The following is a 19,316-nucleotide window of genomic DNA, read 5'->3' on the forward strand; positions in this document are numbered from 1 at the left end:
AAATGGAGCGGGCGACGGGACTCGAACCCGCGACCCTCAGCTTGGGAAGCTGATGCTCTACCAACTGAGCTACACCCGCATCGGTTATCTATTATATCATTTTTCGAACAATTTTTCAAGGGGGTTCTATATGAAAGATAAATTATACAAAAAAGTTTTAATTATTTCAACATCGATAATGGCTATTTTGATTATTTTTTTATTGCCTGGTGTATTTTCTGGGAAAATATTATTAAATCCTGTATTATTAACTATTGGAACATTACAAATTAGGTGGTATGGATTACTTATAGCAACAGGAGTTTTTTTAAGTTTCTATTTGGCAAGTGATACAGCTAAAAAATGGGAAATATCCGAAGATGATTTATCTACAGCAGTTATGATAGGTATAATATTTTCAATAATTGGAGCTAGGTTATACTATGTAATATTTAATTGGGATATTTATTCAAAAATGCCTTCTGAAATATTTAAAACATGGCATGGTGGTATGGCTATTCATGGCGGAATATTGGGTGCATTACTATCTGTGTATATTTATACAAAATTAAAGAAAAATATTACCTTTAATTTTTTAGAAGGGTTGGACTTAATGGCTCATGTATTACCTTTAGGTCAAGCAATTGGAAGATGGGGAAACTTTTTTAATTATGAAGCTTATGGAGGACCAACTTCTTTACCATGGAAAATGTTTATCCCAAAACCTTTTAGAATGCCGGGATATGAAAATTTCGAATATTTTCATCCAACATTTTTATATGAATCTTTATGGGATTTGGGAATATTTCTATTTTTATTTTATTATGCAAGAAACAAGAAAAAATTTGATGGTGAAATTATATCGCTTTATTTAATATTATATTCTGCTGGGAGAGGATGGATAGAATTATTAAGAACAGATTCATTAATGTTTATGGGATTAAAAGTTGCTGTTTTAATAAGCATTGTGTTTATTATCTTGGGAATAATAATGTATTTTGTATTAAGGAAATATCAGAAAAATTAATCTGTATTATAGATGGAGGAGGTGAATTATGAAAAAGGTTTATATAGGAAAAGCAATGGAAGTTGAACCAATTATATATGATGATGGTGGTAAAACAGTTAAAGGGGCTCATAAGAGGGTATTAATTGGAAATAAATTAGGTGCTCCTAATTTTGTAATGAGATTATTTACTTTGGAGAAAGATGGTTTTTCACCAAGACATTCTCATGATTGGGAACATGAAGTGTATGTATTAAAAGGGAAATTGGAAGTATTTGATGGAGAAGAATACGTTGTTGCTGAAGAAGGGGATTTTGTTTTTGTTCCACCAAATATTGAACATCAATTTAAAAATATTAACGATGGCGAAAGTCAATTTATATGTGTAATTCCGAAAAGTGGAGGGGAATAATAAGTGAAACTTGTAGATACTCATTGCCATTTGAATTTGATAGAAAATAGCAAGGAAATAATTGAATTATTTGAAAAAGAAAATATGGAGTTTGTAGTTGAAGTTGGAATAAACGCAGAAAATTCTTTTAAAACTGTAGAATTAGCTAACGATTATGATAAAATTTATTGTTCTGTAGGTATTCATCCAAATGATTCTTCTAATTTAACAAATAAAGATTTTGATACAATTAAGATTCTTGCTCAAAATGAAAAAGTTGTAGCCATCGGTGAAATAGGTTTAGATTATTATAGAGAATATACATCTAAAAAAGAGCAATTTTCTTCATTTATAAATCAAATTCAAATAGCTAAAGAATTAAAATTACCTTTAATTTTGCATATAAGAGAAGCCTATGATGATGCATTTAATATATTGATTAATGAAGGTGTTCCGGATAAATTAGGTGTTGTACATTGTTTTTCTTCTGATTGGAAAACAGCAAAAAAGTTTTTAGATCTTGGATTTCATATTGGTATAGATGGTCCTATAACCTTTAAAAATAATAACACATTAGTAGAAGTTGTAGAAAATACACCTATCGAATATATATTACCAGAAACAGATTCGCCTTTTTTAACACCTGTTCCTTTTAGAGGAAAGAAGAATAATCCTACATATGTGAAATACGTAATCCAAAAAATAGCTGAAATTAAAAATATGAATATTGAAGATACTTCACAAATTTTAGTAGAAAATTCAAGAAAAATATTCAATATTTAATAATATAAACCTCCTGAAAAGGAGGTTTTTATGATATGATATAATATATATTGGAATTATCTTTAAATAAATGAGGTGATTTATGAAAATAATAAAAACACAAAGAAATAAAATTTATACGATTAAAATTATTGGAGAATTTACATTATATGATATTCACGATTTTGAGAATGAGATTAAACCAATAGTCAATAAAAAGGATATAAATACTATAATTATGGATTTTAGAGAATTAATAACAATTGATAGTACTGGAATAGGACAACTTATTTCTCTTCAAAGAAAATTAAAAGAAATAGGAAAAGAGTTAGTTCTTATAAACATGAATGAAAAAGTAGAAAAATTGTTTACGTTGCTAAAACTTCAAGAAGTATTTAATATAAATAAATAGGGGTGTTCGTATGAAAATATTAATTTTTTATGCATCTATTTTAATCGCTGTTTTAGGAGTGTTTTTCTCTCAGATTCCAATATTACCTATAGTTTTAGAAGCACTAGCTGCTGTAGTTTTTTCTATGGTATTTGAAAAAGGTAAATGGTTATATCTAATTATTTTCTTTGCTATATTTGTTTTAATAATTACAAATTATATTCCAGATTTTAATTTTGTTTTAACAATAAAATAATGAGGTGGTTATAATGATAAAAACTATAAGATTTGTTTTTGAAAAAGAATTTAGGCAAAGATCATATTATTTAATATTTATATCTATCTTACTTTTTTTACCAAATGATTTAGGAAATTTATTTGCAGTTGTTTTTGCTTCTACATTATTAACAAGAGAAATTGAAAATAAAAATTATTCTTTAATTGCAACTTTGCCTATATCCAGAATGGATTTTTATTTATCTTATTATATACTTGGTGCAAGTTTACTCCTTTTTTCAAAAGCATTATATTTTGGGATAACAAAAAATTCTGATTTGATAGGTTTATTGGGAAGTTTATTATTTTTTGCTTTTTTTTATAGTTTAAGTGTATTATCTTCTATTAAAGGTTTAGGTGGAATATATATACCTATTTCTATTTGGTTAGTAGATTTATTCTTAAAATCTAATGATATGATAAAAAATTATAGTTTGGTTACTCAAAAAAATATATTTATAAATCTTATCTCGTTATTTTTGTTTTTTTCTGTAATGATAATTTTTCATTTTTCAGATTCGTCTAATTATACAAAAAACAAAAACAAATTATTTACTATAATTGGTCTCGTTTTTGTCCTAATAATTGTGACATGGTTAATTACAAATTCATTGAGGTGATTAATATGATAGAAGTTATAAATTTAGAAAAATCATATGGGCCAAAACCAGCACTAATTGACGTTAACCTTATTATTAATCCTGGAGATATATATGTATTAGTTGGTCCAAATGGCGCTGGAAAAACAACTACATTAAAATGTATATATGGAGACTTAAAGCCTGATGAAGGGAAAATTTTAATAAATGGCAAAAAATTAAATAAAATTAGAAAAAGAAATATGACGGTTTTATTGGAAGATAGAATTACATTTAAAGGTTTATTTCCATATGATTATGCAGAATTGTGGAAAATATTATATCCAAATTGGAATGATAAAAAATATAAAGAATTAATGATGGAATTCAATTTGCCTATTAATAAACCTGTTCATACATATTCTTCAGGTATGAAAACATTATTTTATATTATTCTTATGTTTTCTGCACAACCTAAAATAATGATTTTGGATGAACCCACACAAAATATTGATCCAGTTAAAAAAGATAAAATTTTAAAGATGTTAAAGGAATTTGTCTCAAATGAGGAGAATATTGTTATCATGTCAACACATCATATAGAAGAAGTTGAATTAATTGCAACAAGATTTGCTATAATAAATTCTGGAAAAACTACTTTTGAAGGAAATATAGAAAAAGCTTTATCAGCTCATAAAATTGTTAAACAAAGTGAAATGACAGAAGAAATGGAAATTATAACTCCACTAGATGATGGGATTTTAGTGAAAACAGAAGAGAATATAGGAAGAGCACCAGATTTCAGAGAGGTTGTATTAGGATATTTAAAAAAATGAATAAAAAAATTAATATAAGCAAATAGTTTATTATGAACGTTTAAAGGTATTTAAAATGCAATTTCTTTTGAAATTGCATTTTTTTATTTTGCCTCTTGTAAATAATATATTTTTTGTGTTATAATATGATTATCAAAAAAATAATTCTGTTTAAAATTTTACATTAAGGTATTATATTTTTTACATCATCATTTTAGAAAGGGAGGGATAGTATGAAAAAAGTTTTACTTGTTTTATTGTTAGTTGTTTCTATTTTGGCTTTTTCATCAAAAGTATTAGTTGTCGGTACAACTGATAAAATCAGGACATTGGATCCTGCAAAATGTTATGATTATTTTTCCAGTAATATTTTGCAAAATGTATTAACAGGGTTAGTTGATTATGAGGTAAATACTTCTAATCTCATTCCGTCATTAGCAGAAAGTTGGGAAGTTTCTCCTGACAGTTTAGTTTACACATTCCATCTTAGAAAAGATGCTAAATTTGAAGATGGAACTGCTATCGATGCTTCTGTTATGAAATATTCCATAGACAGAGCTATGAAATTAAATGGTGATCCTGCATTTTTATTAACCGATATCGTTGATAGCACTAAAGTTGTTGACAAATATACATTCCAAATTAAATTAAAATATCCATTCTCTGCATTTTTATCTGTTTTAGGATATACAGTAGCATGGCCTGTAAATCCAAATTTATATCCTGAAAATGCATTTTATGAAGGTGCTCCTTCTTCATCAGGACCATATAAAATTACTGAATGGATAAGGGATGTTAGAATTGTTTTAGAAAAGAATGACAAATATTTTGGACCAGCACCAAAAGTAGATAAAGTTGTTATTACATTCTATGAAAGTGCAGCAACATTGAGGTTGGCTCTTGAAACAGGTCAAATTGATATTGCATTTAGACATTTGGATCCAAGAGATATTTCTGATCTTGAAAATAATCCAAATATCAATGTTATAAAAGGTAGTAGTCCTCAAATTAGATATTTAGTATTAAATACAAAACAAGCACCATTTTCAAATCCTTTAGTAAGAAAAGCTATTATGTATGCTGTTGATAGACAAAGAATTGTTGATGATGTATTTGTAGGATTAGCTCAACCATTATATTCAATGGTTCCAATGGGAATGTGGAGTCATGAAGATATATTCCCAAAAAGAAATTTAAGAGCAGCAAAGAGATTATTACAACAAGCAGGATATTGGACAGATAAACCATTAACAATAGATTTATGGTATTCACCTACACATTATGGTACAACTGAAGCAGATGTTGCCCAAGTATTAAAAGAATCATTAGAAGAAACAGGTATTATAAAGGTTAATATTAAGTATGCAGAATGGTCAACATATGTAGATTATTTCTTAAATGGAACAATGGGTTTATTCTTATTAGGATGGTATCCAGATTACATAGATCCTGATGATTATTTATGGCCATTCTTAAGTGTAAATGGTGCAAAATCAATGGGGAGTTTCTATGAAAATCCAACAACAGAAGCTATTATGAAAGCTGCAAGAGTTTGTGTTGATCAAAATACAAGATCTGATCTTTATGATCAAGTGCAAAATCATTTAGTTGTTGATGTTCCAAATATTCCATTATGGCAAGGTGTTGCAGTAGTTGCTACACAAAAGAATATAAAAGGTGTATTATTAGAACCTACACAAATCTTCAGATACTATATTATTGAAAAGAAATAATAATCTCCCCGCCAATTGGCGGGGTTTTTAAAAGAGGTGATGACTGGTGTCCTTAAAAGATTACATACTCACAAGAATTTTATTAGCAATTCCTATGATGTTTATACTTTTAATTGTAATTTTCTTTGTTCTTAGAATAATACCAGGAGATCCTGTTCTCGCTATTTTAGGCGGAAAAGCTCCACAGGAAGTTATAGTTCAAAAACGTCATGAATTAGGATTGGATAAACCGATTATAGTACAATTTTTTGATTATGTCGGGAATTTATTGAAAGGGGATCTTGGTAAATCTACTTTAACTTCAAGACCTGTGTGGAATGAGATAAAAGATAGATTTCCAGCAACAGTAGAGTTAACTCTATTTGCATTTTTAGTAGCAGTGTTAATAGGTATTTTTTGGGGAAGTGAGGCTGCGGCGCATAGAGATGGTGTAATAGACGTTACAGCAAGGGTATATGCGGTTTTTATATATGCTATTCCTGTATTTTGGTTTGGGTTGATGATGCAATATTATTTTGGAATGGTTTTAAGATGGTTACCTGTTGCAGGAAGATTATCCCCTATTGTATCCCTTGATACCAAGACAGGATTTTTCTTGCTTGATTCCATAATAACATGGAATTGGGAAGCGTTTGTTGATGTTTTAAAACACTTATTAATGCCAGGAATAACTCTTGGTTTAGTTATTTCGAGTATTTTTTTAAGAATGGTTAGAAATAACACTATATTGATGTTGTCTCAAGATTTTTCTACTGCTGCTAGAGCACGTGGAATAAGTCAAAAAAGAGTATTATACAAACATGCTTTAAGAAATGCAATGGTTCCTATTTTGACAGTAATGGGACTTCAATTAGCTATATTATTAGCAGGTGCTGTTTTGACAGAAACAACATTTTCATGGCCAGGATTAGGGAGTTATTTGGTTATGAAAATAAGATATAGAGATTTTCCTGCTATACAGGGAACAATTGTGTTCTTTGCGTTTTTTGTTATTATCATTAGTATTGTTGTTGACATAATTAATGCACTTATAGATCCAAGAGTTAGATATTGAGGTGATATGATGGAAGAAAAATTTTTATCACATAAAATAGCTTCATTTTTTAAAGATTTATTTAAAACCGGGACTGGCTGGATAACTTTTGTTGGAGCAATGATATTATTGTTTTATATTTTAATGGCAATATTTGCTCCTCAACTTTCTCCATATAACCCTATTCAAAGAGTTGGTAGAGCATTAAGTTCCCCAAATAGTCAATTTGTATTTGGTACAGATAATCTTGGAAGAGATATTTTCAGTAGAATAATGTATGGAGCAAGAATTGCTCTATCCATAGCTTTTATCTCTGTTGGATTTGCTTCTGCCTTTGGAATTCCATTGGGATTATTATCAGGTTACATCGGAGGTCCATTAGATAGAATTCTAACTTTAATCATGGATGCAATATATTCATTTCCTGGTTTAATTTTGGCAATAGCTATTGCAGCTGTATTAGGACCTGGTATGATTAATATTGCTTTATCTATTGCTGTTGTTTATACACCTACGTATTTTAGGGTAATAAGAAATCAAGTTTCTGGTATTAAAAATGAATTATATGTTGAAGGTGCAAGAGCTATTGGAGCAAAAGATTGGGAAATATTATTTAAATACATTCTCCCAAATGTGTTACCTTCTGTTGTTGTTGTTTTATCTATGAATTTAGCTGATGCTATTATGACAGAGGCCGGTCTAAGCTTTTTAGGCTTAGGAATTGCACCACCTACTCCTGATTGGGGTTATGATTTAAGTAATGGGCAAAGATTTGTTCTATCACGTGCATGGTGGGGAATATTGTATCCTGGTATGGCTATAATTACCATAGTTTTAGGATTTTCCTTATTCAGTGAAGGACTTAACGAACTATTGAATCCTACTATTCGTGAAAGAAGGTGACGATTGATGATATTACAAATAAAAGACTTGAACATAAACTATGAAGTAAAAAATGGTTATGTTAGTGCCGTTCAAAATGTTAATATCGATCTTTCAGAAAATGAAACACTTGGACTTGTTGGAGAATCTGGTTGTGGAAAATCCACATTAGGAAAGTCATTATTGAAAATTCTACCTAAAAATGCAAAAATACTTGGTGAAATAAATTTTAAAGGTAAAAATATTGCAGATTATAATGAAAAAGAAATGAGAAAAATTAGAGGGAAACATATTTCTATGATCTTTCAGGATCCAATGACATCATTAAATCCCATTATGAAGGTAAAAGATTTATTTTTAGAAACAATAAAAGCTCATTATCCAGAAATCCCAGAAGACGAAGCTCTTGAAATGTCAGGGAAAATATTATCGGATGTTGGAATTGATCCCATTCGTATGAACGAATACTCTTTTCAATTTTCTGGAGGTATGCGTCAAAGAGTTATGATTGCTTTGTCATTAGTATTAAAACCAGAAATAGTTATTGCAGATGAACCTACTACATCATTAGATGTTATTGTCCAAGCACAAATTATGGAAGTATTGAAAAAACTAAAGGATGAACATAGAATGTCTATGATTTTGATAACCCATGATTTGGGGGTTGTTGCAGAATTAGCAGATAGAATTGGTGTTATGTATGCTGGTCATCTTGTTGAACTTTCTACAGCAGAAAAAATATATTATGAACCAAAACATCCTTACACACAAGCATTATTAAAATCAATACCAAATACTAATATTGATGACAGAGAATTAAGATATATCCCAGGTGATTTGCCGAATTTAGTTAAACCGCCAAAAGGTTGTAGATTTGCATCTCGTTGTCCATATGCAAAAGATATTTGTCATAAAGAAGTTCCACCTGAATTTAAAGTTGATGGAACGAGAGTAAAATGCTGGTTGTATAAAGATGAGAAGGTGATAGTATGAGTGATGCATTAATCGAAGTAAAAAATCTAAAAAAATATTTTCCTTTAAAAAGATCCATTTCAGAATTTTTAACTGGGAAAGAACAAAAATATGTTAAAGCGGTCGATGATATTTCTTTTACTATAAAAAAAGGTGAAACTCTGGGATTAGTAGGAGAATCGGGTTCTGGAAAAACTACTACAGGAAGAATGGTTTTAAGATTATTAGAACCAACATCTGGTACAATAAAAATTAATGGTGTTGATATAACTTCATTGTCTAATGAGGAATTAAGAAAGTTCAGAAAAAAAATACAAATTATTTTCCAGGATCCAATGGCAGCATTAAATCCTTATATGAAAATAGGTGAAGCTATTCGTCATGCACTTCAAATACATAAAATTGGGGAAAATTACTCTGAGCAAAAGAAGCTTGTTTATAAAATTATGGAAAGAGTTAATTTAAAACCTGCAGAAGAATATTATAATCGATATCCAAGAGATTTATCTGGTGGTCAAAGGCAACGTGTTGTTATAGCAAGAGCTTTGGTATTAAAACCTGAATTTGTTGTAGCTGATGAAGCAATTGCTATGCTTGATGTATCAGTTAGATCACAACTCTTAAAACTTATGATTGATTTAAAAGAAGAATTTAACCTTACTTATTTATTTATTACCCATGATTTAGCAACGACCAAATATATATGTGATAGAATTGCAGTTATGTATCTTGGAAAAATAGTAGAAATTGGAACTTTTGAAGATATATATAGAAATCCAGCACATCCATATACTAAAGCATTAATTTCTGCTGTTCCTGAACCAGATCCTAAACTACAAAAAAAGAAAATTATTCCTAAAGGGGAAGTTCCGAATGCGGTAAATCCACCAAAAGGATGTAGATTCCATCCAAGATGTCCATATGCAATAGATATATGTAAAGTTGAAGAACCACCTACAATAAAATTAGATGATCAACATGAAGTTAGTTGTCACTTATTCAATAAATAAATGCTCTCTATACTCAAACAGCTCTGCAACTGCAGAGCTGTTTGTTATTTTAAAATGTCTTTTCTTTTTAAAATTTTTGCCATCATTGTATATATATAAATAAATAAATAAAGCTATTAGTAGGTATAATGAAAAAATCTTATATAATAAAATTCTGGTTTCAATCGAGGAAAATTTAAAAATAGAATTAGAAAAAACAAATAATAAAGAAAGAAGTAATATAGCTATTACATTCTTATATAGTGAAATAATAAAATAGTTTATTAAAATTAATGATATTAAATATAATGATAAAATTTTGTCAATTCCAAATATGGTGAAAATAAAGAATAAACCTACCGTAATTAGCAAAATCCCCATATGATTATTATTAATTCTTTTATATTCAAAAGCTGTGATAAAAATAGGTCCTAATAATGGAATAAAGTGAAATTTGAAATATAATCCAATTATTGTCCAAACTAATAATAAAATAGGATAATATCTATAAAATATATCTTTGTATCTTCTCTTTAAAATAAATGAGACAATACCAAATAATATAAATAGTAAATCACTTAGTAAAAACATCATAATCCCCCTCTTATTCTAAAATGTTTTTGATTTAATTATCTGGCGCCAGAATTTAAATATAAACTACTATAAGTTATAAAAGAATATATACTAAGACCATATGATATTAAAAACTATTATATTAAACCTATTTTTCTAATAAGTTATTGATTATAAAACATTACATAAACATTATAACACACAAAAAAAAAAGTCAATACAAATAAAAAAATTACACCGTTTTTACAAAAAAATAACTAATAATTGATATACCAAAGATTATATAATGTAAAATAATCATAAATATCAGAAAAAGAAAAATTATTCTGAACAAAAAAAGCTTGTTTATGAAATCATGGAAAGAGTTAATTTAAAACCTGCAGAAGAATATTATAATCGATATCCAAGAGATTTATCTGGTGGTCAAAGACAACGTGTTGTTATAGCAAGAGCTTTAGTATTAAAACCTGAGTTTGCCGTAGCCGATGAAGCGATTGCTATGCTTGATGTATCAGTTAGATCACAACTCTTAAAACTTATGATTGATTTAAAAGAAGAATTTAATCTTACATATTTATTTATTACACATGATTTAGCAACAACTAAATACATATGTGATAGAATTGCTGTTATGTATCTTGAGAAAATAGTAGAAATTGGAACTTTTGAAGATATATATAGAAATCCAGCACATCCATATACTAAAGCATTAATTTCTGCTGTTCCTGAACCAGATCCTAAACTACAAAAAAAGAAAATTATTCCTAAAGGGGAAGTTCCGAATGCGGTAAATCCACCAAAAGGATGTAGATTCCATCCAAGATGTCCATATGCAATAGATATATGTAAAGTTGAAGAACCACCTGCAATAAAATTAGATGATCAACATGAAGTTAGTTGTCACTTATTGAGACCATAAAAAATTTTGTGTAAATAAAAAGTAGAAAAAATAGGTAACCCTCTTCTTGGTATGGTAAAATAAAACCAAGAAGGGGGTATTTTAAATGGCAAAGAGAAAGAAAAAGGAAGAAAGTAACATTGAAAAATTAGCAAAGTTAATAGCAAGAGATCCTGAAGTAAATACAATGAAAGACGTATATGACAAGATTAAAGAATTGATGGGACCAATAATACAAGAAATGTTAGAAGCGGAATTAGAAGATGAATTAGGATATGAGAAATATGATAAGGAAAATAAAGAAACGGATAACTCCAGAAATGGATACAGCTCAAAAAAGGTAAGATCAAGCATGGGTGAGATGGAATTGAAAATACCCAGAGATAGAAAAGGTGAATATGAACCGAAAATAATACCGAAGTATAAAAGAGATATTTCAGATATTGAAAGTAGAATAATAGGAATGTATGGTTTGGGATTAAGTACGAAAGATATAGTTAGGAATGTTGAAGATATATATGGTGTAGAATTATCAGCTGAAATGATAAGTAAAATCACTAATAAGATATTACCAGAAATTAGAGAATGGCAAAGCAGACCATTAGAAGAGATATACACTTTTGTTTTCATGGATGGAATAGTATTTAAAGTAAAAGATGATGGTGAGATAATTAAAAAGACTGCATATGTTGTAATAGGTGTAAATATTGATGGATTTAAAGAAGTTCTTGGTATATATATAGGTGAAATAGAATCATCAAAATTCTGGTTAAGAGTATTAAATGATTTAAAAAATAGAGGAGTTAAAGATATATTAATAGCTTCAGTAGATGGATTAACTGGATTTCCACAAGCAATTAAAGCAGCATTTCCTGATACTGTAGTACAAAGATGTATAATACATCAAATAAGAAATACATTAAAATATGTTAATTACAAAGATAGAAAAGAACTTGTAAATGATTTAAAAAAAGTATATAAAGCACCCAATAAAGATATAGCTTATTCAAACCTACAAGATTTAAAAGAAAACAAATGGACAAAATACAAATTGGCATTAGAAAGCTGGGAAAAACATTGGGAAACAATATCTCCATATTTTGATTATGGTGATGAAGTAAGAAAAATAATGTACACAACAAATGTAATAGAATCATTGAATAGGCAATATAGAAAAGTGACTAAAAATAAAACATCTTTTCCAAATGATGATGCATTATTAAAAATATTATATTTAGCAACAATAGATGCAACAAAAAGATGGACAGCTCGATATAGAAACTGGAGTAAAGTCCTAAACGAACTATCCATCTTTTTCAAAGAAAGAATCACAAAATACGTCTATAATTCTTAATACAACTAAATTCCAAAACCTGTAATAATCAATAATACATAAAAACAAATACTAAAAACTAACGCCAAAAATATATTCTTAATTTAACAATGTTAAATCTTGCAGTGAAAATTGCAAAAAGGTGTTTGTTTTCAAAAACTCACATTAAAAACTTCTAGAAATTACTATTAAAGCATATTACAATATAGACGATAATTCATATGAAAATAATTTAAGAATTATAATCCAATTTAATTAATTTATTACCATCCAAGAAGAGGTATTTACACAAAAAATTACATGCTACCCACTTATTCAATAAATAAAATGCTGTCGAATTTCGACAGCATTTTATTATTTTATTTTTTTTCTTAATATATCCATTTCTTCTAAATCAAGGTCAAACTTTAACAATTACGTTTGGATTTGCTGTTTCTATTTTACCTTCTTCCTGACCTTTTCTCATTTTAATCATTTCTGGCATAATAACTTTAATAGGGTCACCTTTTGGTTTTATTATTTCAACTTCATCTCCTACATTAACTTTACTTCTAATTTCAAGAACACTTTTATAATCTTTAGACTTTCCAATGACTTTTGCCACTATATCATGAGTTTTATTATATGATGATGAATCGTAATTTTGACCTTCTGAACCAGGATTTCCAAAAAAGAATCCTTTTGTATATTTTCTATTGCTTACAGAATTTAACATATCCATCCATTTAGGATTATATTTAAAGTTTCCTTCATAATATCTATCTATAGCTTCTCTGTATACTTTAGTTACCATTGCACCATAGTATATACCTTTCATTCTACCTTCTATTTTTAGACTATCAATACCTGTATCCAAAATTTGATCTATAAATTCTATTGTACATAAATCGCGTGAATTCATTATAAATGTGCCACGTTCATCTTCATAAATAGGATAATATTCTCCGGGTCTATTTTCTTCAACTAAATGGTATTTCCATCTACATGGTTGAGCACATGCGCCTCTATTTGCATCTCTTCCTGTTAAATAATTACTTAATAAACATCTTCCAGATATAGACATACACATTGCACCATGTATAAATACTTCAAGTTCAACATCTGGGACTTTTTCTCTAATTTCTCTAATTTCTTTCAATGAAAGTTCTCGAGCTAAAATGATTCTTTTAGCCCCCATTTCTTTCCATACTTTAACACTCATCCAATTGGTATTGCTTGCCTGAGTGCTTATATTTATCTCTAAATTAGTATTATCTCTAACAACTTTGAATATACCTAAATCTGCTACAATTACAGCATCAACTCCAGCAGATTCAAGAAATTTTGAATAATCTGCAACTTTTTCTATTTCGTTGTTATGTGCAATTATATTTAATGTGACATATATTTTTTTTCCTAAGGAATGTGCATATTTTACCGCTTCTATAATCTCTTCATTTGAAAAGTTCCCTGCTAATGCTCTTAAATTGAAAAATTTTCCGCCAAGGTAAGCTGCATCAGCACCATAGCGGAAAACCATTTTTAATTTTTCCATGTTACCAGCAGGGGAAAGCAACTCAACTTTCTTCATCGTCTTTCCTCCTATGAATGAAATTAATTAATTTCTACAATCTCAATTTCAAAAGTCAAATCCTGCCCAGCTAATGGATGATTGGTATCCATTTTTACTGTTTCATCTGTAACTTCTAAAATTTTAGCTAAAAATACATTTCCTGATTGATCGCCTAATTGTACTGTTTGGCCTAAAGCTTCATCGATATTTGGTGGGAAGCTTTGTCTTGGTAATTCAAATATTTTTTCTTCAGAATATTCACCATATGCTTCTTCTGCAGGAATAGTAAATGTCTTTTTTTCTCCAGCTTCCATATCCATAACGGCTTTATCAAAACCAGGTATTACTTGTCCTGCACCTGCTGTAAATTCTAAAGGGTCTCTTCCTTCTGATGAATCGAATACAGTTCCATCACTTAATGTTCCTTTGTAATGTAATTTTACTACACTTCCTTCTTGTACTTTCATATTAGTCCGCCTTTCTCTTTTTTTCTTTTGCCTTTGATATTATAGGCTTTCTGCCTCTCTTTTTCTTTTTAAATGCCTGTAAAATTACTTCCGCTTCTTCAAATGGTACAGTCATAAACGAAAATTTATCGAGTATTCTAACATCTCTCAAATAAATATTTTGCAAGTTAGTATATTCTTTTATCATATTCTTTAATTTTTCTATAGTTAAATCATCATCTCTTCCTAAAGCTACAAATAATCTTGTTTTACCTTTTTTATCGACAGAAGAAACTTCTTTAATTTCCCTGTAATTTCTTTCATCTAATTCATCCTGAAATGCATATTTTAAAACTGCAGCTAATACTTCTTCAGGATTATTATCTTCAAGCATTTCTTTTGCTAATGATAAATAATTTTCATATGCATTATGTTCTAATATAGAATTTATTTCACTTTTTATTCTCAATTTTTTAGTTTCGATAACATCTTTAACCTTCGGTATAGGCATTTTTTTGATGTTGCTTTTTGAGATTCTTTTTATAAATAATAATTTTCTATATTCTTCAGGAGTTACAAATGTTATTGCTGTTCCTTCTTTACCAGCTCTTCCAGTTCTTCCGATTCTATGAACGTAAGATTCTGGGTTTTGAGGTAAAGAATAATTTATAACATGAGTTAAATCATTAATATCTATACCTCTTGCTGCAACATCCGTAGCTACAAGTATATTTGCTCTTTTTGATTTGAATTTTCTTAATATTCTTTCTCTTTGATATTGGGATAAATCTCCATGTAAAGCTTCAGCATGATACCCTCTATCTATTAGTCTATTAGATACAGTGTCAACATCTACTTTTGTTCTACAGAACACAAGACCATAGAATTCTGGTTCAATATCTATAATTCTACACAATGCTTCAAATTTATCCTGTTCTGAAACTTCAAAATATATTTGTTCTGTTAATTCTGTTGTTAATTGTTCTGGTTTTACAGAAATTATCTTATAATTTTTCATGTGTTTTTTTGCTAATGATATAATTCTTGAAGGCATTGTTGCTGAGAATAATAATATTTGTCTATCAGCAGGAGCATTTGATAAAATTTCTTCAACATCATCTATGAACCCCATATCCAGCATTTCATCAGCTTCATCTAAAATAAAATATTTAACATGGCTTAAGTTAAGTGTCCCTCTTTTAATGTGGTCTAAAACCCTTCCTGGAGTTCCAACAACAATATCAATACCCTTTCTTAAACGACTTATTTGGTTTTCTATTGATTGACCCCCATAAATAGGAAATACATTTAATTTATTAGTTCCTTTTAAAGAATTTATTTCTTCAGCAACCTGAACAGCCAATTCCCTTGTAGGTGTTAAAATTATAGCTTTTACTTTTTTAGATGGTTTTAATTTTTCAATTAAAGGCAGTCCGAATGCTGCAGTTTTACCTGTTCCTGTTTGTGCCTGACCAATAATATCAACATCTTGTTCTAATAATAACGGTATAACTTTTTCTTGAATAGGTGTTGGTTCTTCAAAACCTTTTTTCTTTAATGCTTTTAATGTTCCTTCTGATAAACCTAATTTTCTAAACTTTTCTAATTTTACCATTTTCTACCTCTTTCCATAATAATTTTTTCAGATAATCCAATGCTAGGATATATCCATCGAGTCCTAACCCTGTAATTTGTCCATCACATACAGGGGCTATTACACTTTCTTTTCTAAATTCTTCTCTTTTATATATATTAGAAATATGCAATTCTATTTTTGGTATATTTAAGATTTCTAAAGCATCTCTAATTGCATAACTATAGTGTGTATAAGCACCTGCATTAATAATGAGCCCTTTAAAGTTCATTTTTTGAAGTCTATCGATTATTTTCCCTTCACTATTTGATTGGAAAACATCGACAGGTATTCCATTTTTTTCTGACCATTTTTTAATTTCTAATAATAAATCATCATAAGAAAATAGTCCATATATACTTTTTGGGCGTTTTCCTAACATATTAAGGTTAGGACCATTCACTACTAGTATCATATCACAAAACCCCCACTTTTTCTTTTATAATTATTTTTCTTAACTCAAACGTTCTGATATTGTTACTGCGATAATATTTAAATCAAATATTTTCAATATCTAAATCTTTTATATTAATATTTTTTAATTTTATATTACCTATTTTTTCGATAATAGGAACATCAATTTTTCCTTTTGAAGTAATTTTTTTATCTTGAAGAAGATATTCCATGAATTTCTTTTTATTGATATTTGTATTAAAAATTATATTTGGTAAAATGGATTTAAGAAAATCTATAATAATATTTTTTCCCTTAAATTCCTTACTAAATAACTCTAATTCCTTTATAATTCCCCAACCTACAGAAAGGCCATGAGAGATACCTGTATAACTTTCAAAAGCATGACCTAAGGTATGTCCTAAATTCAAAACCTCCCTTATATTATTATCATAAGGATCTTTAGAAACTATATCTAATTTTATTTTAGTTGAGTATTTTATTATTTCTATTATTATATTTAAATCTCTTTTTATTATTTTATCAACATTATTGATGAAAAGATTAATATCACCATCTATTAAAGATACTTTAAATGCTTCAACTATTCCTTCTAAATAATTTTCATCACTTTGAGAAATTATAGTCAACGGATCTATTATAACTTTTTCAGGTATATAAAATGTCCCGATGGCATTTTTTATATTATCAAAATCAACTGCATTTTTCCCTCCAATTGATGCATCAACTTGTGATAACAATGTTGTAGGATAAAATATAGTTTTGACACCTCTTTTATATGTAGCCCCAACGTATCCTATTAAATCTGTTACTGTTCCTCCACCTACTGCAATTAATGTATCAGATCTATTGATTTCTTTTTTTATTAAATAACGATATATATTTTTAAGATTATCATAATTTTTTATAATTTCACCATCTGATAAAATATAAGGATTATTAAAATATTCCCCGTATATTCGATTAACACTATTGCTTACAAAAATATTTTTTTTGTTTTTTAAATCTTCTAAACCTTTTATTTTTAAAATAACATTTTGAAAATCATTTTTTATTACTTCTTCTTTAGAATCTAATATTTTGTATAAAATTTTTGCTGCTGATTCGTATATACTTAAATGTGATAAATTGATTTTTTCGAATTGTTCATATAAACTTTTTCTTTCTTCCCATATTTCATATAGTTTATCTTTTCCTGATTTTAATAAAGGTCTATTTTCTATTTCTATCCTTTTTATTAATTCTTTTATGGGAACGTATAAGAATAATGTTTTATGCTTTTTTAAAAAAATTCTATTTTTATCTTTTAATATAACTCCTCCACCTGTTGAAATAATTGCATTTTCATTCTCTATTTTTTCAAGTATTCTACTCTCTATTCCTCTAAAATATTCTTCACCTTTTTTAGAAAATATTTCGTTTATTTTCATATTTTGATCTTTTTCTATTTCTTCATCGATATCAATAAATTTTTTATTTAAAATATCACTTAAAATTTTACCTATTGTTGTTTTTCCAGAACCCATCATTCCAATCAAATAAATCGGCACCATTGTACCTCCTTACTAATTCAGTTATATTATCATTTCCAAATCTTTCTATTATACTCTCCATTAAAATTAAAGCTAAAGTGTTTTCAAAAATAATTATACTCGAAGAAATTACTGTGACATCAGATCTTATATATGGTGATTTTTTTTCATTTAAAGTTTTTAAATCCACAGAGTTAAGAGGTTTTCCCAATGTTGGTATTGGTTTTAAAAATACGGTTATTTCTATACTTTCTCCATTTGTAAATCCAGCTTCTATTCCCCCAGCATTGTTGGTTTTTCTTTTAATTTTATTATTCTCAATATAAAATTCATCGTGATATTCACTACCAGCTAAAGAAAAATCTTCATTACCAATAATAATACCTTTTACAGATGGTATTGACATAAATACTTTTCCAATTTTTGAATCCAATCTTTCAAAAATAGTCGAATATCCGCCTATACCAGGTTTTACATTTTTTGCAACTATTTTTACTGTACCTCCTAATGTATCACCTTTATTTTTCATCTCATCAATATATTTTTTCACTTCTTCTGTTATTTCTCCGTTTTTAATATTCATTTTTCCTATATTTTTAACATATCCATTTATTTCAATATTAAATACTTTTAAAAATTGTTTTGCTATAGACCCTAATGCAGTTAATACAACAGTCCATCTTGCACTATTCCTCTCAGTATAGATATTCAAATCTGGAATTTTATACTTCATATATGCGCTATAATCACCGTGTCCAGGCCTTGGAACACTTCTGATTTCTTTTTCTGTGTTGCTTCCTTTATTTTGAATAATTAAAGTTAATGGTGATCCAGTTGTATAACCTTTCCAGATTCCTGAAACAATTTCAACTTTATCATTTTCTATTTGCATTCTTTTGCCACGTCCATAACCTTTTTGGCGCTTTTTTAAATCTTCATTAATACTATCAATATTTATTTTTAGTCCAGCTGGAATATTTGTTATTGTACCTATCATCATAGGTCCATGAGAATCTCCCGATATAACAAAATTCATAAAATCACTCCTAAACTTTCGCTTCACGAAAATAAAATTTTTTTTAATATTCTTTGTAAAAACGTGTATTTATTTTTAATGTATAGCAATTA

At 28.1% G+C, this 19,316-nt stretch carries 20 protein-coding genes, 1 tRNA gene and 1 pseudogene; 14 read left to right on the forward strand and 8 right to left on the reverse strand.

Annotated elements, in window-relative coordinates; all coding sequences use genetic code 11:
* Window positions 1–3: 3 nt before the first annotated feature.
* Window positions 4–79 (reverse strand) — tRNA-Gly (locus ACZ5CK_RS07760).
* A 51-nt stretch (window positions 80–130) separates the two neighbouring features.
* Here ACZ5CK_RS07760 and lgt point away from each other — a divergent pair.
* From lgt to ACZ5CK_RS07820, 12 genes are all read left to right on the forward strand, one after another.
* A complete protein-coding gene (gene lgt, locus ACZ5CK_RS07765; protein ID WP_464581255.1) occupies window positions 131–1,006 on the forward strand; it encodes a prolipoprotein diacylglyceryl transferase in 876 nt (291 codons plus the stop codon).
* Window positions 1,007–1,034: 28 nt separating this feature from the next.
* A complete protein-coding gene (locus ACZ5CK_RS07770) occupies window positions 1,035–1,397 on the forward strand; it encodes a cupin domain-containing protein (protein WP_464581256.1) in 363 nt (120 codons plus the stop codon).
* Window positions 1,398–1,400: 3 nt separating this feature from the next.
* Complete coding sequence (locus ACZ5CK_RS07775) at window positions 1,401–2,159, forward strand: TatD family hydrolase (RefSeq protein ID WP_464581257.1); 759 nt, start codon at window positions 1,401–1,403, stop codon at window positions 2,157–2,159.
* Between the two features lie 82 nt (window positions 2,160–2,241).
* Window positions 2,242–2,550, forward strand: coding sequence for an STAS domain-containing protein (locus ACZ5CK_RS07780; RefSeq protein ID WP_464581258.1), 309 nt, complete (start codon window positions 2,242–2,244; stop codon window positions 2,548–2,550).
* 10 nt (window positions 2,551–2,560) lie between these two features.
* The gene (locus ACZ5CK_RS07785; protein ID WP_464581259.1) at window positions 2,561–2,785 is read left to right on the forward strand and encodes a hypothetical protein; all 225 of its coding nucleotides are present in this window, start codon (window positions 2,561–2,563) and stop codon (window positions 2,783–2,785) included.
* 13 nt (window positions 2,786–2,798) lie between these two features.
* Window positions 2,799–3,425 (forward strand): hypothetical protein, encoded by a 627-nt coding sequence (locus ACZ5CK_RS07790; protein WP_464581260.1) that lies wholly within the window; start codon window positions 2,799–2,801, stop codon window positions 3,423–3,425.
* Between the two features lie 5 nt (window positions 3,426–3,430).
* The gene (locus tag ACZ5CK_RS07795; protein WP_464581261.1) at window positions 3,431–4,219 is read left to right on the forward strand and encodes an ABC transporter ATP-binding protein; all 789 of its coding nucleotides are present in this window, start codon (window positions 3,431–3,433) and stop codon (window positions 4,217–4,219) included.
* A gap of 212 nt (window positions 4,220–4,431) precedes the next feature.
* Window positions 4,432–5,931 carry an ABC transporter substrate-binding protein gene (locus tag ACZ5CK_RS07800; RefSeq protein WP_464581262.1) on the forward strand — a complete coding sequence of 500 codons (1,500 nt, stop codon included), beginning with the start codon at window positions 4,432–4,434 and terminating at the stop codon, window positions 5,929–5,931.
* Window positions 5,932–5,977: 46 nt separating this feature from the next.
* The gene (locus ACZ5CK_RS07805) at window positions 5,978–6,985 is read left to right on the forward strand and encodes an ABC transporter permease (RefSeq protein WP_464581263.1); all 1,008 of its coding nucleotides are present in this window, start codon (window positions 5,978–5,980) and stop codon (window positions 6,983–6,985) included.
* Between the two features lie 9 nt (window positions 6,986–6,994).
* On the forward strand, window positions 6,995–7,867 hold the full coding sequence (locus ACZ5CK_RS07810) for an ABC transporter permease (RefSeq protein ID WP_464581264.1): 873 nt from the start codon (window positions 6,995–6,997) through the stop codon (window positions 7,865–7,867).
* A gap of 3 nt (window positions 7,868–7,870) precedes the next feature.
* Window positions 7,871–8,839 (forward strand): ABC transporter ATP-binding protein, encoded by a 969-nt coding sequence (locus tag ACZ5CK_RS07815; RefSeq protein WP_464581265.1) that lies wholly within the window; start codon window positions 7,871–7,873, stop codon window positions 8,837–8,839.
* Window positions 8,836–9,828 (forward strand): ABC transporter ATP-binding protein, encoded by a 993-nt coding sequence (locus ACZ5CK_RS07820; RefSeq protein ID WP_464581266.1) that lies wholly within the window; start codon window positions 8,836–8,838, stop codon window positions 9,826–9,828. The genes ACZ5CK_RS07815 and ACZ5CK_RS07820 overlap by 4 nt, the downstream gene beginning before the upstream one ends.
* On the opposite strand, the gene ACZ5CK_RS07825 is transcribed toward ACZ5CK_RS07820, so the two are convergent.
* A complete protein-coding gene (locus tag ACZ5CK_RS07825; RefSeq protein ID WP_464581267.1) occupies window positions 9,814–10,401 on the reverse strand; it encodes a hypothetical protein in 588 nt (195 codons plus the stop codon). The genes ACZ5CK_RS07820 and ACZ5CK_RS07825 overlap by 15 nt on opposite strands.
* 304 nt (window positions 10,402–10,705) lie before the next feature.
* Here ACZ5CK_RS07825 and ACZ5CK_RS07830 point away from each other — a divergent pair.
* Both ACZ5CK_RS07830 and ACZ5CK_RS07835 read left to right on the forward strand, forming a co-directional pair.
* Window positions 10,706–11,299, forward strand: a pseudogene (locus ACZ5CK_RS07830) (oligopeptide/dipeptide ABC transporter ATP-binding protein); the annotation flags it as partial.
* An 85-nt stretch (window positions 11,300–11,384) separates the two neighbouring features.
* On the forward strand, window positions 11,385–12,632 hold the full coding sequence (locus tag ACZ5CK_RS07835) for an IS256 family transposase (RefSeq protein ID WP_464581024.1): 1,248 nt from the start codon (window positions 11,385–11,387) through the stop codon (window positions 12,630–12,632).
* A 379-nt stretch (window positions 12,633–13,011) separates the two neighbouring features.
* Here the strand turns inward: ACZ5CK_RS07835 and ACZ5CK_RS07840 are convergent, their stop codons facing one another.
* The 6 genes from ACZ5CK_RS07840 to aroC all read right to left on the reverse strand — a co-directional run bounded on the left by ACZ5CK_RS07840 (window position 13,012) and on the right by aroC (window position 19,224).
* The gene (locus tag ACZ5CK_RS07840) at window positions 13,012–14,181 is read right to left on the reverse strand and encodes a peptidase U32 family protein (protein ID WP_464581268.1); all 1,170 of its coding nucleotides are present in this window, start codon (window positions 14,179–14,181) and stop codon (window positions 13,012–13,014) included.
* A gap of 23 nt (window positions 14,182–14,204) precedes the next feature.
* Complete coding sequence (locus tag ACZ5CK_RS07845) at window positions 14,205–14,630, reverse strand: FKBP-type peptidyl-prolyl cis-trans isomerase (RefSeq protein ID WP_464581269.1); 426 nt, start codon at window positions 14,628–14,630, stop codon at window positions 14,205–14,207.
* Between the two features lies 1 nt (window position 14,631).
* A complete protein-coding gene (locus ACZ5CK_RS07850) occupies window positions 14,632–16,224 on the reverse strand; it encodes a DEAD/DEAH box helicase (protein ID WP_464581270.1) in 1,593 nt (530 codons plus the stop codon).
* Complete coding sequence (aroQ, locus tag ACZ5CK_RS07855; protein ID WP_464581271.1) at window positions 16,202–16,657, reverse strand: type II 3-dehydroquinate dehydratase; 456 nt, start codon at window positions 16,655–16,657, stop codon at window positions 16,202–16,204. The genes ACZ5CK_RS07850 and aroQ overlap by 23 nt, the downstream gene beginning before the upstream one ends.
* An 82-nt stretch (window positions 16,658–16,739) precedes the next feature.
* Entirely contained in the window at window positions 16,740–18,206 is a 1,467-nt protein-coding gene (locus ACZ5CK_RS07860) for a shikimate kinase (RefSeq protein ID WP_464581272.1), read from the reverse strand.
* Window positions 18,154–19,224 (reverse strand): chorismate synthase, encoded by a 1,071-nt coding sequence (gene aroC / locus ACZ5CK_RS07865; RefSeq protein ID WP_464581273.1) that lies wholly within the window; start codon window positions 19,222–19,224, stop codon window positions 18,154–18,156. The genes ACZ5CK_RS07860 and aroC overlap by 53 nt, the downstream gene beginning before the upstream one ends.
* Window positions 19,225–19,316: the final 92 nt, after the last annotated feature.

The sequence above is a fragment of the Marinitoga okinawensis genome, from assembly GCF_055387075.1.

Bases quoted from the DNA above. Each gene is read 5' to 3' on its own strand.
- lgt (WP_464581255.1), top strand. From the start codon at position 131: ATGAAAGATAAATTATACAAAAAAGTTTTAATTATTTCAACATCGATA.
- ACZ5CK_RS07770 (WP_464581256.1), top strand. From the start codon at position 1,035: ATGAAAAAGGTTTATATAGGAAAAGCAATGGAAGTTGAACCAATTATA.
- ACZ5CK_RS07780 (WP_464581258.1), top strand. From the start codon at position 2,242: ATGAAAATAATAAAAACACAAAGAAATAAAATTTATACGATTAAAATT.
- ACZ5CK_RS07785 (WP_464581259.1), top strand. From the start codon at position 2,561: ATGAAAATATTAATTTTTTATGCATCTATTTTAATCGCTGTTTTAGGA.
- ACZ5CK_RS07790 (WP_464581260.1), top strand. From the start codon at position 2,799: ATGATAAAAACTATAAGATTTGTTTTTGAAAAAGAATTTAGGCAAAGA.
- ACZ5CK_RS07795 (WP_464581261.1), top strand. From the start codon at position 3,431: ATGATAGAAGTTATAAATTTAGAAAAATCATATGGGCCAAAACCAGCA.
- ACZ5CK_RS07800 (WP_464581262.1), top strand. From the start codon at position 4,432: ATGAAAAAAGTTTTACTTGTTTTATTGTTAGTTGTTTCTATTTTGGCT.
- ACZ5CK_RS07810 (WP_464581264.1), top strand. From the start codon at position 6,995: ATGGAAGAAAAATTTTTATCACATAAAATAGCTTCATTTTTTAAAGAT.
- ACZ5CK_RS07820 (WP_464581266.1), top strand. From the start codon at position 8,836: ATGAGTGATGCATTAATCGAAGTAAAAAATCTAAAAAAATATTTTCCT.
- ACZ5CK_RS07825 (WP_464581267.1), bottom strand. From the start codon at position 10,401: ATGATGTTTTTACTAAGTGATTTACTATTTATATTATTTGGTATTGTC.
- ACZ5CK_RS07835 (WP_464581024.1), top strand. From the start codon at position 11,385: ATGGCAAAGAGAAAGAAAAAGGAAGAAAGTAACATTGAAAAATTAGCA.
- ACZ5CK_RS07840 (WP_464581268.1), bottom strand. From the start codon at position 14,181: ATGAAGAAAGTTGAGTTGCTTTCCCCTGCTGGTAACATGGAAAAATTA.
- ACZ5CK_RS07845 (WP_464581269.1), bottom strand. From the start codon at position 14,630: ATGAAAGTACAAGAAGGAAGTGTAGTAAAATTACATTACAAAGGAACA.
- ACZ5CK_RS07850 (WP_464581270.1), bottom strand. From the start codon at position 16,224: ATGGTAAAATTAGAAAAGTTTAGAAAATTAGGTTTATCAGAAGGAACA.
- aroQ (WP_464581271.1), bottom strand. From the start codon at position 16,657: ATGATACTAGTAGTGAATGGTCCTAACCTTAATATGTTAGGAAAACGC.
- aroC (WP_464581273.1), bottom strand. From the start codon at position 19,224: ATGAATTTTGTTATATCGGGAGATTCTCATGGACCTATGATGATAGGT.